The organism is Georgenia sp., from assembly GCF_054605595.1.
This window is the reverse complement of record NZ_JBTSDU010000009.1, coordinates 11,821-27,284: the sequence shown is the minus strand read 5'-3', so window position 1 is coordinate 27,284 and position 15,464 is coordinate 11,821. Positions and strand designations below refer to the sequence as shown.

Here is a 15,464-nt window from a genome sequence, read left to right as displayed (position 1 = left end):
CCCAGGAAGAGAAGAGCGCGAATGTCCACCCTTGAGATCAAGAACCTCCACGTCTCGGTCGAGACGAACGACGGCCCGAAGCCGATCCTGCGCGGCGTCGACCTGACGATCGGCTCCGGCGAGATCCACGCCATCATGGGCCCCAACGGCTCCGGCAAGTCCACCCTGGCGTACTCGATCGCCGGGCACCCCAAGTACACCGTCACCGAGGGCGAGGTCCTCCTCGACGGCGAGGACGTGCTCAAGATGAAGGTCGACGAGCGTGCCCGCGCGGGCATCTTCCTCGCCATGCAGTACCCGGTCGAGGTCGCCGGCGTGACCGTCTCGAACTTCCTGCGCACCGCGAAGACCGCCATCACCGGCGAGGCCCCCGCGCTGCGGAAGTGGGTCGGCGACGTCAAGGACGCCATGACCAAGCTGCGCATGGATCCCGAGTTCGCCCAGCGTGATGTCAACCACGGGTTCTCCGGCGGCGAGAAGAAGCGCCACGAGATCCTCCAGATGGAGCTGCTGCAGCCGAAGTTCGCCGTCCTGGACGAGACCGACTCCGGCCTGGACGTCGACGCGCTGCGCATCGTCTCCGAGGGCGTCAACCGCGTCCACGACACATCCGGCCTGGGCGTCATGCTCATCACCCACTACACGCGCATCCTGCAGTACATCAAGCCCGACTTCGTGCACGTGTTCGTCGACGGCCGCGTCGTCCAGCAGGGCGGCCCGGAGCTCGCCGACCAGCTCGAGGCCGAGGGCTACGACAAGTACACGACAGCCGCGGTCTGAGAGGTCCTGATCACATGAACGCTGCCGGTACGTCGCACGCGACGAACCTGGCCGTCGAGGACCGCACCGGCCCTTCGCTCAGCGCGGCCGAGCTGGCGTCGATCCGGGCGGACTTCTCGATCCTGACCCGGACCGTGCGGGGGGGCCGCCCGCTCGTCTATCTCGACACGGCCGCCACCTCGCAGAAGCCGAGCTGCGTGATCGACGCCGAGTCCGAGTTCTACGAGCGCTCCAACGCCGCCGTGCACCGCGGCGCCCACGCGCTCGCGGAGGAGGCGACCGAGCTGTACGAGAAGGCCCGGGCGGCCGTCGCGCGGTTCGTCGGTGTCGACACCGGGGAGATCGTCTGGGTCAAGAACGCGACCGAGGGCATCAACCTGGTCACGTACGCCATGTCGAACGCCGCGCTGGGCCGCGGTGGCGACCGTGCGCGGGAGCTGTTCGGCGTCGGCCCGGGGGACGAGATCGTCGTCACCGAGGCCGAGCACCACGCGAACCTGGTGACCTGGCAGGAGCTGAGTGCCCGCACCGGCGCCACGCTCCGCTGGATCGGGGTCGACGACCACGGTCGCCTGGACCCGGCGACGTTCGACGTCATCGGTGAGCGGACCAAGGTCGTGGCGTTCACGCACGCGTCCAACGTGACCGGGGCGATCAGCCCGGTGGCGGACCTGGTCGCCCGCGCCCGGCAGGTGGGTGCGCTGGTGCTGCTGGACGCGTGCCAGTCGGCGCCGCACCTGCCGCTCGACCTCAAGGCGCTGGACGTCGACTTCGCCGTCTTCTCCGGCCACAAGATGCTCGGCCCCACCGGTATCGGGGCGCTGTACGGCAAGGCGGAACTGCTGGCGGCCATGCCGCCATTCCTCACCGGCGGGTCCATGGTCCAGGTCGTGACCATGGAGTCGACCACCTATGCGGAGGCACCCACCCGGTTCGAGGCCGGTACGCAGATGATCGCGCAGAGCGTGGGCCTGAACGCGGCGGTGGACTACCTCACCGAGGTCGGGATGGACACCGTCGCGGCGCACGAGGCGGAACTCACCCGGCTCCTGCTCGACGGCGTCGCCTCGGTTCCCGGGGTGCGGATCCTCGGCCCGACCGACCCCCGCGACCGGCTCGCCGTCGTCGCCTTCGACGTGGCGGGCGTGCACCCGCACGACGTCGGCCAGGTGCTCGACAACGACGGCATCGCGGTGCGGGTGGGGCACCACTGCGCCCAGCCCGTCCACCGCCGCCTCGGGGCACACGCCTCCGCGCGCGCCTCCGCCGGGCTGTACACCACGGCGGAGGAGATCGAGTTCTTCGTGGAGAAGCTCGGCCACGTCCGGCACTTCTTCGGGGTGCACGATGGCTGACGCGATGGAGCAGCTGTACCAGCAGGTGATCCTGGACCACGCCCGGGAGCGGCACGGCGCGGGAGAGCTCGACCCGTTCGACGGGGAGTCCTTCCAGGTCAACCCCACCTGCGGGGACCAGGTCACGTTGCGTGTCCACCTCGACGACTCGGCCGCGGCGCCGCGCATCGCCGGGGTCGGCTGGGTGGGACAGGGATGCTCGATCTCTCAGGCCTCGCTCTCCGTCATGCACGACCTGGTCGTCGGCCAGGACATCGCCACGGTGGACCACCTCAACGAGGTGTTCCGCGAGCTGATGCACAACCGCGGCCTGGAGCTCGCCGACGACAAGCAGGACGAGCTGGAGGACGCCACCGCCTTCGTGGGCGTGGCGAAGTTCCCGGCCCGCATCAAGTGCGCGCTGCTGGGCTGGATGGCCCTGCGCGACGCGCTCGCTCACGCACTGACCACCGACTCGCCGGACCCGTCCCAGAAGGAGAACTCATGAGTGAGACCACCGAGCGGGCCACGGGCCCCTCGCCGACGACGGCCGCCGACGTCGAGGAGGCCATGCGTGACGTGATCGACCCCGAGCTCGGCATCAACGTCGTCGACCTCGGCCTCGTCTACGGCGTCGCCATCGACCAGAACAACGAGGCCGTCATCGACATGACGTTGACGTCGGCGGCGTGCCCGCTGACGGACGTCATCGAGGACCAGACCTCCATGGCCCTGGAGGGCCTCGTGAACGGTATGCGCATCAACTGGATCTGGATGCCGCCGTGGGGTCCGGAGAAGATCACCCCCATCGGCCGTGAGCAGCTCCGCGCACTGGGCTTCAACGTCTGAGTACTTGGCGGCATCTCCGCTGATCGCCTGATCAGGGGACATGCGGCCTGACCTGCGACGGCACCATTCTTGGTCAAGGACCCAGATGGACTGAGAAGGCCTCTTGAGGCACCTCATTCCCCCACAGTTCCCCCAAGGATTTCGGTTCGTCGGCGCAGGTCGGAGCCCAGATCGGCGGCTGTGCGGCGTGTGCGATTCCCCCACCAGAGGAGGTCCCGGCGAGACACCTGATGGGTGGAGGCACACCCATGGCACAGAAGAACGCACGAAAGCGGACCTTCGGGGAGCTCGAGGCGCACAGGAATCGTGAGACTGGCGCGGTGACTGGTTGGCGGGCCCGCTACACCGGGCGCGACCTGAAGCGACATTCACGTAGTTTTGGCGACAAGATGGCCGCCGAGGCCTGGCTCAACGCCGAGCGTCTCCTGATCGACCGCGACCAGTGGACCCCTCCGCGGGAGCGCGAGCGGCAAGCGCGCTTGGAAGCGCAGCGCGAGATCACGTTCGCCGAGTGGGCGGAGCGGTCGATCACCGGCAAGCAGTTGCGCCCGTCGACGATCTACCGGTATGAGCGAACACTCCGCAAGCGTGTGCTGCCCGATCTCGGCCACATCCCCTTGCGGGACCCCACGAGGTTGGACGTCACCAACTGGTACACGAAGATGCGGGCGCAGCTCGCTGCCGAGGCCAAGGCCGCAAACCGCAAGGGCGATGGCCGGGGCGCGGCGTTCTCTGCTTACCAGGTGCTGTCCGCGGTGCTGAATGATGCCGTCGACCACGAACTCCTCGAAACGTCGCCGGCCCGCGTCAAGGGGGCGCTGAGATACGACGCCTTGCACGAGCCCGTGGTGCTGACGCCGGAGCAGATGTGGACGTTGCACGAGCTGATGCCGGACTACCTGGCGGCGATGGTGCCGCTGGCGGCGACGACCGGGCTACGTCACGGCGAGTTGCGGGCGCTGCAGCGCCGCCACCTGGACCTGGAGGACGCGGCACGCGCCTTTGTGCATGTGCGGGGCACTGCTGCGAACAACAGGGTCAGCGGCAGGTACAACGAGACCGGAGAACCGAAGACGAAGGCGTCCAGGCGTGACGTCGCGATCCTGGCCTGCATGTTTGGCAGCAGGGTGAGACGACACCGTCAAGGGTTGTCGCCAATGGTGCAGGGCGGTGTCAAGCCGTCGTGGCAACGCTGTCGGTTAGGAGGCGTTCGAGCACCCCCCCGCATTCCGGGATCCTCGCGGTCGGGGGGCGGAGCAGTGACCCGTGGTCGTCGACGGCGGGGTCACGATCGCCACGATGATGACGGGGACCCTCTCGGCCGACCATCGCGTGCTCGACGGCGCGCTGGCCGTCAAGGTGTCGGTGCAGTTCTGTAGGCGTCGTGCAGCCGGTCGAGTGCTTCGATGAGTTGGGATTGGGGGGTCGCGTAGTTGAGCCTGAAGAACTGCTCGTACACGGGGCCGAACGATGCGCCTACGCCGACATTGATCCGAGCCCGGGTCATCAGGTTTGCTAACTCGGTGGCGCTTCCCCAGTGGCGTGCGTCGATCCAGCCGAGGTATGTCCCTTCTGGTTCGACGAGCTTCAGGCGTGGCATCTCGCTGGCCAATCGACGGCGCAGCAATGCGAGATTGCCTGCGAGGTAGGCGCGGAGCTCGACGAGCCATCCGAGGCTGTCTCGGTAGGCGGCGCGTGTGACGGCGGAGGCGAAGAAGCTCGGATTGTGGATGCTCGCGGCGCGCATCGCCTGTCGAAACTGCTCCCGTCGCGTCGGATCAGTGATTATCAGGTGGCTGATTTCCAGACCGGGTACGTTAAATGTCTTACCGAGCGACGTGAAGGTCACCGTGTTTTGCGAGATCTCTTTGGCGAGGCCGGCTGCGAACAGGTGGTCGTGCCCAGGCTGCGTGAAGTCGGCATGTACGTCGTCCGAGATCAGCAGCACATTGTGGTCGAGGCACAGTTCGGCCAGCCTGGTGAGTTCGGCGCGAGTCCAGACTCTGCCGGTGGGGTTGTGTGGATTGACCAGGACCATTGCCTGGACGCCAGCGCCAAACGCGTCGGCCATCGCTTCGAAGTCCATGTGGTAGCGACCGTTCTCGAGAATGAGCGGTTGAGCGATCAGTTGGCGCCCGTTCCGCAGGATCGTCTCGGCGAGTGGGGTGTAGTACGGGGCATGTATGAGCACCGCTGCCCCCGTGGTCGTCCACGCGCGCAGCATCAGCGCGACGGACCGCGCCACCCCCCGGCAGTAGATGACGTCGTCGGCGCCGACCTCCCACATGTGCTCCTCGGCGAGGAACCGCTGCACGACCTCGCCGTGGTCTGCGGCCAGGTCCGTGTACCCGAAGATGCCTAGGGCCGCCCGTTCCTGGACCGCGGCCCGGATCGGCGCGGGGGCGCGGAAGTCCATGTCGGCAACCGAGAGCGAGATGACATCGCTGACCCCGAACCCGTTCGGCGCGTCCCACTTGGGGGAGTTCGTACCCCTGCGGTCCAGCACGGGGTCGAAGTCCGGGGCGTAGTTCATCGAATGGCGGATGACATGTAGCACGCCCTGCCCCCCCGACTTTGCATCATTTGCCGAAGCCCGCGGTCAAACCGGCCACAAGCTGGCGACGACCGATGATGTAGGCGGCGAGGATCGGTAGGACTGACAGGACGACAGCCGCCAGGACTGCGGGGACGTTGACGGTGAACTCCCCCTGGTATGACCACAGCGACAGCGGCAGTACCCGGGAGGCCGCGCTCTGGGTGAGGACCAGCGGAAAGAGGAATCCGTTCCACACAGTCAGCCCGTTGTACACGCCGACGGTGACGATCGCCGGCCGGGTCAACGGCAGCGCCAAACTCCACAGCGTGCGCCACTCACTGGCCCCATCGACCTTCATAGCCTCGAACAACTCTTTGGGAACATCCCGCAGGAAGTTTGTGAGGATCAAGACGGACAACGGTATGGCGAAAGCGATCGAAGGTAGGATCAGAGCCCACAGGGTGTCGTACAATCCCAGTCGCACCATGAGATAGTACACAGGCACGATCGTTGCCTGGATCGGGATTGCAATGCCGAGTAAGAACACCGAGAACACGATATTGGCCCAGCGGCTGGTGGAGCGCACCACGGCGTAGGAGGCCAGCAGTGAGACGGCGAGGATCGCCGTCACTGACACGATGACCACGATCGTCGAGTTTGCGAAGTACCTCAGGAAGTCGTTCGCGAGCACCTGGCGGTATGCGTCAAGTGTCGGATGGCTCGGCAGTGACAGCGGGTTCTCGCCGAAGTAGTCCCGCTGTGGTCGCAGGCTCGTCACTACGATGTAGTAGATGGGCACGATGATGAGTGCCAACCACGCCCAGCCGGCGAGACCGGCCAGGAGGTTCGGACGTTCGGATCCGCGGATAGACATCACAACCCCTCCATCTGGCTATCCATGTCGTTTGCGCCGGAGAGTCGGTTGAGCCCGAACGCGACGAGCAGACCGATCACGACGAGGATCACTCCGATCACCGACGCGCCACCCATGTCGTAACTGCGGAATCCGTTCAGGTACATGTCAAGCGGCAGGATCCGCGTCGCGTTGCCTGGTCCGCCACCGGTGAGCACAAAGATCAGGTCGAAATAGGTGAGCGAACCGACGATCATCAACGTCGACGAGGTGACGATTGTGTACTTCAGCTGCGGCAGTGTGATGTGCCTGAACTGGGCCACCCGACCAGCGCCGTCCAGCGTCGCGGCCTCGTACAGGCTCGCTGGGATTTGCCGGACTCCACCTTGGTAGAGCAGGGAATGGAACGGGATGAACGACCATGCGATGACGATCAGTACCACCCACAGAGCTAGGTCGGGCTGGCCGAGCCAGTCCTGGGCCAGAAACGGTAGTCTCAGGGCCTGCGCAACTCCGAAGTTCGGGTCGAGGAGCGCCTTGAAGGCAATCGCAGTCGCGGCCGCAGAGAACAGCAATGGCAGGAAGAACAGGACGGACAACAGTGCGCGGTACCTTTGGCGGCCGGCCATGAATACCCCGAGCAGCAGCGAGATCGGGGCCTGAACGAGCCAGCTCAAGATCGTGACCTCCATGGACAGCACGAACGCATGCTGGCTCACCGGGTCGGACAGCACTCGCTGCCAGTTGTCCAGGCCGACGAAGGCTGGACTGCCGAGCCCGTCCCAGGAGGTCAGCGATAGCACCGCGACTCCGACGAGAGGCACTAGAGCGAAGGTGCCGAAGATGGCGAGTGCGGGGAGCGTCATCAGGGGCGGCGCACCGTCGCGGGCGGTGCGCCGCCCCCCGACCGAGAGTGCTCTGGCGACAGGTCGGGGGGCGGTGGTGGTCACTTCAGCGTTGCGTTCATGGTTTCGCCAAACTGCTTCGGCGTGATCTGGCCCAGGAACACCTGGCTCAGATTGTCCAGCAGTGCCTGAGCTTGAGCCGGTGGCAGCGCCTGATCCCACGACAGCTGGAAGTGCGGAGCGTCCCGGAGCATGCCATACGCGAACGACATGAAGTCTGCGTTGTCGGCTTTGGCGATCTTGCCTTCCAGACCGGCCACCGGCGGCACGCCACCGATGCTGAGCAACTCGTCGACAGCGCTGTCGCTGAAAACCATCGTGTTGAGGAACTCGGTCGCAGTCGCTTGCGCCGCTGCGGGTGCATCGGCAGACACCGACCAGAAGTTCGACGGGTTGCCCACAATGTTGGCAGGGTCGCCCTTGCCACCCTCGACGGACGGGAAGGGCGCGAAGCCCAACGCCCCAGAGGTGATCATCTCCGGCGCGTTGGCCACGAACGTGGGATACGCCCAGCCGCCCTGCAGGAGCATCGCTGCCTTGCCGGTGTAGACCAGCGCGACATCCGCGTCCGCGTCCGCTGTGACTGAGCCGAACCCCTCACCGAAGGCACCGGCGTCAGCCAACTGCTGAATCTTGGTCAATGCTTCGATAATCGCCGGGTCGGACCAGGAGCCAGCCACGCCGTCCAGGACGGACTGGAACACCTCGGGTCCACCGATCCTGTCGGTCAGGTACTGGATGTACATGAGCTCCGGCCACTTGCTCTGACCAGCCAGTGCGATCGGGATGATGCCCTGTTCCTTGAGCGTGGCGACCGCAGCGAGCAGATCACCGTAGGTGGTGGGCACGGTGACTCCTGCCGCGTCCAGCACGTCCTGGTTGTAGTAGAGGACAACGGGCTGGCTCGGGTTGAACGCCACTGCATAAGTCTTGCCGTCGATCTGACCGTTGGCCGCGATCGATGGAAGTGTCCGGGCCAGCAAGTCCTGCGTACCGGCGGTGATGTCCACAACTTCGTCATTGGCGACGTAGTCCACTAGCGTGCCACCGGCCCACGAGTAGATCAGGGTCGGCGAGTTGCCGGCACCGACGGCAGTGCGGATCTTCTCCTTGTACGCGTCATTGGCGAACCACTCGACATTGAGCTGCTTGTCCGGCTGGTCTGCGTTCCATTGCTCGACCTGGGCACGGAACGCTGGCTCGGCACCGCCTGTGAGCATCCACGCACTGGCCGTACCGTCTGCTGCGGCCCCCCCGCCTGTTCCCTCAGAGCTGCCTGGGGTCGCGCTACCGCACGCGGCCAGGGCGACGGTCATGATCCCGGCCGCTGCCAGCGCAAGGCCCCGCTTAGTCCTGCTGAGTCTCATCTTGTGTCTCTCTTCGTTGAGGGTGTCTAACAACGAAACTGTTTCGTCATTTCGCCGTCGTTCAGAACGATACCTCGGCCTGGGGTTGGAGTGTCAAGACCGTGCCATCTCGCGTGTGCTCATGTAGATTGTGGGCGTGAGGTCATCGCCCGAGCAATCCCCGGAGGCTCGATACGAAACTCTTTCGCTCTTGCTAGGGTGACCGCATGGACTTTGATCAACGGCCCACCCGTGCAACCCTCGAGACCGTCGCCCGGGCCGCAGGGGTGTCGAAGGCGACGGTCTCGAAGGTCCTCAACGATCGACCCGGCGTCGCGGTAAGGACGCGGGTCCGGGTCAAAGAGGCGTTGCGAGACCTCGGGTACGAGCCGAGTACCGGGCCGAGGTCGTCGGCAAGCCCGACGGTCGTCAACGTCGTGTTCAACACCATGATGGACGTGTACGCGGGCGAGGTGCTCAACGGCATCCTGACAGCGGCGCGTGACGCCAAGCTCGAGGTGGTGGTGGACGTGCTCGGGCTCGGCGGCGCATCGTCCGAGGGCGAACCGTTGTCTCCCGAGTGGATACGGGCGATCGCGAGCAAGAACCGGCTAGGTGTGCTCGTGGTGACTGCCGAACCCACAGCGGCCCAGGTCGATCTCTTCCGAGAGGCGGACCTACACATCGTAACGATCGGCCCCCTCAACACGGGTCATCAGAATGCCCCCAGTGTCGCGTCAACCAACTTCGCCGGCGGGGTCCAGGCAACGACGCACCTGCTCGACCTCGGCCACCGACGGATTGCGTTCGCCGGTGGGCCGCGGGAGTCGCTTGCGGCGTCTGAGCGGTTCAACGGGTACTGCAGTGCGCTCGACACAGCTGGGCTGACCATGGATACCAACCTTGTCATCCATGGTGCGTTCACCTATGGCGGTGGCCTGGCAATGGGCCTGGCACTGCTGGGCCGGAACGACCCGCCGACGGGTATCGTCGCGGGCTCCGACGCGAGCGCCCTCGGCATCTACCAGGCGGCCAGGCGGCTGGGCGTCGCTATTCCGGCGGATGTGTCCGTAGTCGGGTTCGACGACACTTCTGCAGCACTGTCCAGTGCACCGCCGCTGACCACCGTTCGGCAACCGATTGCCTTGTTCGGCCGGGTCGCGCTCCGGATGTTGGTGGAGATGGCACACGGCCAGCCTCCCCCCTCGCGTGACGTGCGGCTCTCGACCAGGCTCGTCACGCGCGAGTCGACCGCGCCACCCCGAGACTCGCGCTGAGAAAGTGAGAGAGCGGAGACGGGCGCAGGGCGAGCACCTGAACCGTGAGATCCGCCGTCACACCGGCCCCGTAGAGATCTCCGCCCGATCCGTCGCCGTCAACATCGTGCGTCCCACTAGCAACCCCCACTCGACCAGCACCGTTGCTACGGCGATGTAGCACTGCCAGACCAACACCCCTGAGAATCGGACCCCTGGGGCTGGGAAGAAGGGAGCGAGGGGGTCTTGTCCGAGCCGCCGCTCCGATCGCATTCGTGGGTCACCAGACGCGCGTCCGAGAACAGCCGGCCCCGAGCGCGGCGATCGGTCCTGCGGCGTACTCGTGGCCGTGCTTCTTGACGGTTCCGACGAGGTCCGTGTCGGCGACGACGGGTGTGCCGTCCCGCTCCTCGAAGTCGGCATCGACGAACCGGACCCGCTCGAGGTCATGGCCGGTCACAAGCCCGACCCGCATCTTCTCGAACTCGTCGGGCAGCTGTGCATCCAGGAAGACCCGGTCGCCCTCGTCGACGATGGTCACGCTGGTGGGTGACGGCAGTATGAGTGCGCCGCCCTCGGCCTCGTAGGGCTCTGCGTCCTGGGCGTAGACGTTGCTGCGGACGTAGACCGGCTGCTTCGTCCCTGCGAAGCGCTCGAGGTCACCACGAGTCGGGTCGCCGGTGCGGGCGACGTACTCGGACAGTGAGGCCGGGTGCCCGTCGTAGGCGGCGGTGCCGTACCCGACCGCCTGGACGGCTCGCTTGGTCGGACCGTATGCGAGGCTCACGTCGCCGCCGAGGAAGATGTTGCCGACGTAGCGGTCGTCGCCGCTGAGGATCGCCGCATACCCCGCGACCACCGTGCTGTGTGGGATGTGGTACGGGGTGGGTCGGTCGACCACCGCCTCGATCGACACCGTCCCGCAGACGAGGTTGTTGACGAACGCACCGCCCTGGCTGAACAGCTCCAGCGACGCCCGTGACGCGAGGACGTTATGCTCGACGAGGTACGGACCGTGGCTCACCTCGATGAACAGGTCGCGGTTGTTGGCGTAGTAGAGGTTGCGGGTGACCCGGGTGCCTTGCGCCTGCCAGTCAAGCCACATGCCGAGCGAGCAGTCGTGGATGCGGTTACGCCGGATGACGACGTCGATCGCGGCATGAAGTTTGATGCCGGCGATCTCGTAGCCGTAGAATTCGCGCTTGATCGCGATATTGTAGATGTGGTTGTCCTCGATGGTCGAGAACACACAGCCGAGGTGGCCGACGATCCCATTCTGCCCGCAGTCGAAGATCGTGTTGCGCCGCACCACGTGGGAGCCGATGTGCTCGGCGTCCCAGCCGATCTGACGCGCGGAGAACACCGACTCCAGCTGGTACTGATAACCGGGCTTGTCGCACCGCTCGGACGCGTAATTGTGGCCTGTGGACGCCTCCTTGCCCAGCGAGATCGCCGAACATTTCGCATCGTGGATGACGTTGTCCTCGATGATCCAGCCCTTGGCCCAGTTCGGACCGATGAGGCCGGGCTGGTCGGCGGTCGGCGGGGTCCACGGCGATGCGGCCTGGGCCAACTCGAAGCCACGGACGGTGATGTAGTCCAGGTGGTGCTCCAGCGGAGCGAACACCGAGCGGCGCACGTTGATCTCGACGAGCTCGCCGTTGGGGTCCGCACCCTGGAAGTTCGCCCAGATCGTGGTCTCGTCCTCGCCTACTTCGGCGTACCAGACATACCGTGTCTGCTCCGGGTTGCGGAGCATGTCGACCGTACCGGTCCAGTTGTCGATCGCCTCGGTGCGCAGGGGTGGGTCCGACACGTCTGCCAGGGCGTTCGCCTCGTAGAAGCTCGTCCCGTTGAGGTACACGTCACCGAGGTGCTTCCTCGGCGCGTCGGGCGACGGACGCACGATCCAGTCACCGTCGACCTCGAGCTCGAATGGGTTCCAGTTTCCGAACAGCGTGGTCGGCACCGACACCGTCCACACAGTTCCGCGGACCTGCTGCCAGCCCGTGACCTGCTCCGACCCCTTGATGACGACATGCTCGCCCTCGGCGGCACGGTAGGTGATGCGCCGCTGGTCGGACAGGCCACCTCGCCGCGGGGTCACCCACTCGCGGTAGACGCCCTCGTGCACGACGACGGTGTCCCCGGGCCTGGCCACCTGCGCGGCCTTGTTAATGGTGCGGAACGGATCGCTCTCGGAGCCGCGAGAGGTGTCGGAGCCACTGGTCGCCACGTGGAGCTGGTTCATGTGCGGGAGCCTTCTTGTCGATCGCAGGTAGATGTGTTTTCGGGGGCTGCGTGGGTTACGTTGATGCTGCTCACCGAAATTCTCCACTCGGTAGCGGTGTCAGGTTAGAGCGTGTCCCGTACATGGGTCGACACCGGGTGACGGAGCCAGATTCTGATGCTGGTGACGCCGATGGTGGCGCGGTAGACGAAGTCACGCTTGTCGGTGCAGGTGGTCACGGCTCGGTGCTCGCGGAGCTTGTTGATGGTCCGTTCGACGGTGTTGCGCTGCGTGTACCGCTCGGCGTCGAAGTCTGGCGGTCACCCGCCCCTGGAGCCTCGTGGCTTGCGTCCAGCGATGTGGTTCGCCGGCTGCGGGATGATGGCGGTGATGACTCTGTGGCGCAGCATCTTGCGGACGAGAGCACAAGTGTCGAGGATGGCGCGGTACACGAGGCGAGTCTGAGAACGGCGGACGTCACTTCTGGCGTCGGGCCACGGCGACCTCGTCGCCATCCGCGTCGTCGTGCTACCCCGACCTCTCGGTGATGAACCGGCTGCGGCGTTCCTGGTGCTCCTCGCGGTAGGCCAGCACATCAGCCAGGCGCAGCTTGCGGCGAACGGCTCCGGGGACGAGGTCATCCTTGCTACACCCGGGGCTTCGACGCGGTTGCCGGGCTGGCCCAGTAAAGGAACCCGCTGGCGCCGACGTCCAGATCCAAACAGACGGCCTGGCTGCGGTACTCGGGCTCGGTAGGATGGCCGATGGTGGGTGCGCTGCCCACCCGAGATCACGACGTTACCGTCAGGGTCTCGCCACCTCCGTCTCGGCGGGGAGTGCGCACCCGGCCCGATTCCCCCATGGTTCCCCCACAGCCTCCCGGCTCACGGTGAACCTGCAGGTCAGGGCGGGTTTGGACAGTTCAACGTCCAACCTGCGACGACACCGTTACCGCTTCGACGAACAGGTGTGGTCCAACGGCAACGTGGCCCACGACCACAGCCGCCTGCTGGGGCCACTCCTTGAGGACTACCCGTACCTGAGCGCGGATGACAATTCGGGCGTGCCTGGAGTATGCGGCGCTGCAGGCTGACCACGCCATTCTGCGCGCTGGTTAGCGGGTGCGATTCCTCGTCGATGCTCAGCTCCCGCCAGCGCTGGCGCGGTTGCTCGCTGAGCAGCTGGAGTGGTTCGAGCCGCTCCTTGATCAGATCGTCTCGATGGTGGGAACGGGGAACCGACTCATCGAGCTGCGATAGAAGGTCCCAAGGCGTCGAACGGCGGACTGTCGACGTTGGTTCCCGGTGTCCTACACCGTCAGCGGACAGGTGCGCGGACATCGCGTTGCCTTCGTGTTGGAGACCGCCGGAGTCACAGAGCCGGACGTTGAGACGTTCTGGCAGGTGCAGGGTTTCACCACAGACTCGCGGCCCCGATGTTCCCACACCCTGGTCGACCCCGCCCTGGTCGAGGCTGGTGCCGTCGCCGATGCTGAGGGCGCCGAGGCGGTCGACGAACACGGCACCCGGGGCGGGCCCGTCGTCGGAGTGGTCAGCCCTTGGTCGCGCCGCCCGCGAGGCCCGCGACGATGTAGCGCTGGAGAACGACGAACAGGATCAGCACCGGCGCGGCGATGACGGTGGCCACGGCCATGAGGTCGTTCCAGTTCGTGCCGTACTGCCCGATGATGCGGTTCAGCGCGATGGTGAGGGGCTGGATCTGCTGCTCGGTCGTCAGCGTCAGGGCGAACGTGAACTCGCCCCACGCCATGAGGAAGGCGAAGGAGCCGATCATGATGAGCCCCGGGCGGATCGTCGGGACGATGATCCGCACGATGGTGCCGATCGCCGTGAGCCCGTCGAGCCGGGCCGCCTCCTCCACCTCGTACGGGAAGAGCTTGAAATAGGGCCGCAGCAGGATGACCGCGAACGGCAGCGTGACCGAGACGTCGGCGAGAATGACGGACAGGTACGTGTTGATCAGGTCGGCCTGCCGGAACATCACGAACAGCGGCACCGAGATCGCGATCGCCGGGAGCAGCTGGACGACCGTCAGCATGATCATCATCGACGTCGTCACCCGGCCGCGGAGCCGGGCGACGGCGTAGGACGCCGGCACGGCGATCAGCAGCGTGAGGACGAGGACCGACCCGGCGATGATGACGCTGTTGAGGAACGCCTGCGGGATGCCGTACCGGTCGGAGAACACCGCCTGGTAGGAGCCGGTGTAGAGCTCGGCCGGGACCATCTGCGGCGGGCTGGCGAACATGTCTGTGCTCGTCTTGAGCGAGGTGTTGATCATCCAGTACACGGGGAACAGGTACACGGCCGCGATGATCCAGGCCACCACGGGCTTGGCTCGGCGTGCCATCTGGCGGCGGCTCATGCCGCGACGCCCGTCGACGATTTGGGCATCCAGGGCGGTTGAGGTGCTCACTTCTCCTCCTCGTTGAGGCTCTTGACGTAGAAGTACGACAGGGCCAGGGGCAGCAGCAGCGTCAGCGCGGACGCCGCCGCACCGGTGCCGAACTCGAAGAAGCTGAAGGTCTCGAGGTACGTGAAGACAGGCAGGGTGGTCGTCGAGTTGACCGGGCCGCCCCGGGTCATCGTGTAGATGAGGTCAAACACCTTGTAGGTGTTGATGACTCCGAGCAGTAGCACGGAGATCGACACCGGCTTCATGAGCGGGAACGTGATGCTGCGGAACTGCCGCCACGGGGAGGCACCGTCGACCGACGCCGCCTCGTACAGCGAGTTGTCGATGAGGTGCAGCCCGGAGAGCAGCAGGAGCATGTTGAACGGGATGCCGATCCACAGGTTGGCCACGATGACGGCGACCATTGCGGTGGCGCCCTGCGTGAGCCACTGCACCGGCTCGGCGATCAGGCCGAGGCCCTGCAGGACGTAGTTGATGATCCCGTAGTCGCTGTCGAACAACCACCGGAAGATCGTGCCGGTGACTACCGGCGGCAGGATCCAGCCGACCAGGAGGAGTGCCCGGATGGGCCCGTTGCCGGGGAACGGTTTGCGGAAGAAGAGAGCCATCGCGAACCCGAGGATGTATTGCAGGACGAGGCACGCGACCGTGAAGATCCCGCTCAGCAGCGCCGAGTGCCAGAAGTTCGCGTCCGCCAGCACGGAGGTGTAGTTGGCGAAGTTGTTGAACGAGAGGTTGCCCGCGATGAGGTTGGCGCCGCTCGCGTTGGTCAGGCTCAGGTACAGGTTGTAGACCAGCGGGAAGGCCAGGAAGACGCCGATGTAGACCAGCGCCGGGGCAGCAAGGACCAGCCCCAGGCGCCGGGTGGCCGCTTCACGCGGTGACACCCGGCGCCGGGTGGCGCGCCCGGCCTGTCGTGTGGCGAGGCGGTTGCTCATG

12 protein-coding genes and 2 pseudogenes are annotated in these 15,464 nt (G+C 66.0%); 6 read left to right on the top strand and 8 right to left on the bottom strand.

The genetic code is table 11. The features are described from left to right. Positions 1-21: 21 nt before the first annotated feature. The 5 genes and pseudogenes from sufC to ACYC1Z_RS02335 all read left to right on the top strand — a co-directional run. Positions 22-780 (top strand): Fe-S cluster assembly ATPase SufC, encoded by a 759-nt coding sequence (gene sufC, locus ACYC1Z_RS02355; RefSeq protein WP_461407952.1) that lies wholly within the window; start codon positions 22-24, stop codon positions 778-780. 14 nt (positions 781-794) lie between these two features. Beyond that, positions 795-2,135: a cysteine desulfurase gene (locus tag ACYC1Z_RS02350; protein WP_461407951.1), complete on the top strand. Its 1,341-nt coding sequence runs from the start codon at positions 795-797 to the stop codon at positions 2,133-2,135. Beyond that, positions 2,128-2,622: a Fe-S cluster assembly sulfur transfer protein SufU gene (sufU, locus tag ACYC1Z_RS02345; protein WP_461407950.1), complete on the top strand. Its 495-nt coding sequence runs from the start codon at positions 2,128-2,130 to the stop codon at positions 2,620-2,622. Before ACYC1Z_RS02350 ends, sufU begins: the two co-directional genes overlap by 8 nt. Next, positions 2,619-2,963, top strand: coding sequence for a metal-sulfur cluster assembly factor (locus tag ACYC1Z_RS02340; protein ID WP_461407949.1), 345 nt, complete (start codon positions 2,619-2,621; stop codon positions 2,961-2,963). Before sufU ends, ACYC1Z_RS02340 begins: the two co-directional genes overlap by 4 nt. 230 nt (positions 2,964-3,193) lie before the next feature. Next, positions 3,194-3,616, top strand: a pseudogene (locus ACYC1Z_RS02335) (tyrosine-type recombinase/integrase); the annotation flags it as partial. Positions 3,617-4,317: 701 nt separating this feature from the next. Here ACYC1Z_RS02335 and ACYC1Z_RS02330 read toward each other — a convergent pair. Genes ACYC1Z_RS02330 through ACYC1Z_RS02315 form a run of 4 tightly spaced genes read right to left on the bottom strand, consistent with a single transcriptional unit; the run spans position 4,318 to position 8,477 of the window. Further along, complete coding sequence (locus ACYC1Z_RS02330; protein ID WP_461407948.1) at positions 4,318-5,496, bottom strand: MalY/PatB family protein; 1,179 nt, start codon at positions 5,494-5,496, stop codon at positions 4,318-4,320. Positions 5,497-5,542: 46 nt separating this feature from the next. After that, complete coding sequence (locus ACYC1Z_RS02325) at positions 5,543-6,373, bottom strand: carbohydrate ABC transporter permease (RefSeq protein ID WP_461407947.1); 831 nt, start codon at positions 6,371-6,373, stop codon at positions 5,543-5,545. Further along, positions 6,373-7,302, bottom strand: coding sequence for a carbohydrate ABC transporter permease (locus ACYC1Z_RS02320; protein ID WP_461407946.1), 930 nt, complete (start codon positions 7,300-7,302; stop codon positions 6,373-6,375). Before ACYC1Z_RS02320 ends, ACYC1Z_RS02325 begins: the two co-directional genes overlap by 1 nt. After that, positions 7,299-8,477 (bottom strand): extracellular solute-binding protein, encoded by a 1,179-nt coding sequence (locus tag ACYC1Z_RS02315; RefSeq protein WP_461407945.1) that lies wholly within the window; start codon positions 8,475-8,477, stop codon positions 7,299-7,301. Before ACYC1Z_RS02315 ends, ACYC1Z_RS02320 begins: the two co-directional genes overlap by 4 nt. Before the next feature lie 353 nt (positions 8,478-8,830). On the opposite strand from ACYC1Z_RS02315, the gene ACYC1Z_RS02310 reads away from it, so the two are divergent. Next, entirely contained in the window at positions 8,831-9,880 is a 1,050-nt protein-coding gene (locus ACYC1Z_RS02310) for a LacI family DNA-binding transcriptional regulator (protein ID WP_461407944.1), read from the top strand. Positions 9,881-10,139: 259 nt separating this feature from the next. On the opposite strand, the gene ACYC1Z_RS02305 is transcribed toward ACYC1Z_RS02310, so the two are convergent. From ACYC1Z_RS02305 to ACYC1Z_RS02290, 4 genes and pseudogenes are all read right to left on the bottom strand, one after another. After that, entirely contained in the window at positions 10,140-12,110 is a 1,971-nt protein-coding gene (locus tag ACYC1Z_RS02305; protein ID WP_461407943.1) for a right-handed parallel beta-helix repeat-containing protein, read from the bottom strand. 510 nt (positions 12,111-12,620) lie between these two features. After that, positions 12,621-12,731, bottom strand: a pseudogene (locus ACYC1Z_RS02300) (excisionase family DNA-binding protein); the annotation flags it as partial. Positions 12,732-13,640: 909 nt separating this feature from the next. Then, positions 13,641-14,525 (bottom strand): carbohydrate ABC transporter permease, encoded by an 885-nt coding sequence (locus tag ACYC1Z_RS02295; RefSeq protein WP_461407942.1) that lies wholly within the window; start codon positions 14,523-14,525, stop codon positions 13,641-13,643. Further along, entirely contained in the window at positions 14,522-15,463 is a 942-nt protein-coding gene (locus tag ACYC1Z_RS02290) for a carbohydrate ABC transporter permease (protein ID WP_461407941.1), read from the bottom strand. Before ACYC1Z_RS02290 ends, ACYC1Z_RS02295 begins: the two co-directional genes overlap by 4 nt. Position 15,464 lies beyond the last annotated feature (1 nt).

Excerpts from the sequence above, each read along its gene's own strand:
- sufC (WP_461407952.1), top strand. The coding sequence starts at position 22 with ATGTCCACCCTTGAGATCAAGAACCTCCACGTCTCGGTCGAGACGAAC.
- ACYC1Z_RS02350 (WP_461407951.1), top strand. The coding sequence starts at position 795 with ATGAACGCTGCCGGTACGTCGCACGCGACGAACCTGGCCGTCGAGGAC.
- sufU (WP_461407950.1), top strand. The coding sequence starts at position 2,128 with ATGGCTGACGCGATGGAGCAGCTGTACCAGCAGGTGATCCTGGACCAC.
- ACYC1Z_RS02340 (WP_461407949.1), top strand. The coding sequence starts at position 2,619 with ATGAGTGAGACCACCGAGCGGGCCACGGGCCCCTCGCCGACGACGGCC.
- ACYC1Z_RS02330 (WP_461407948.1), bottom strand. The coding sequence starts at position 5,496 with ATGAACTACGCCCCGGACTTCGACCCCGTGCTGGACCGCAGGGGTACG.
- ACYC1Z_RS02325 (WP_461407947.1), bottom strand. The coding sequence starts at position 6,373 with ATGTCTATCCGCGGATCCGAACGTCCGAACCTCCTGGCCGGTCTCGCC.
- ACYC1Z_RS02315 (WP_461407945.1), bottom strand. The coding sequence starts at position 8,477 with ATGCTCACAGGCGGTGCCGAGCCAGCGTTCCGTGCCCAGGTCGAGCAA.
- ACYC1Z_RS02310 (WP_461407944.1), top strand. The coding sequence starts at position 8,831 with ATGGACTTTGATCAACGGCCCACCCGTGCAACCCTCGAGACCGTCGCC.
- ACYC1Z_RS02305 (WP_461407943.1), bottom strand. The coding sequence starts at position 12,110 with ATGAACCAGCTCCACGTGGCGACCAGTGGCTCCGACACCTCTCGCGGC.
- ACYC1Z_RS02290 (WP_461407941.1), bottom strand. The coding sequence starts at position 15,463 with ATGAGCAACCGCCTCGCCACACGACAGGCCGGGCGCGCCACCCGGCGC.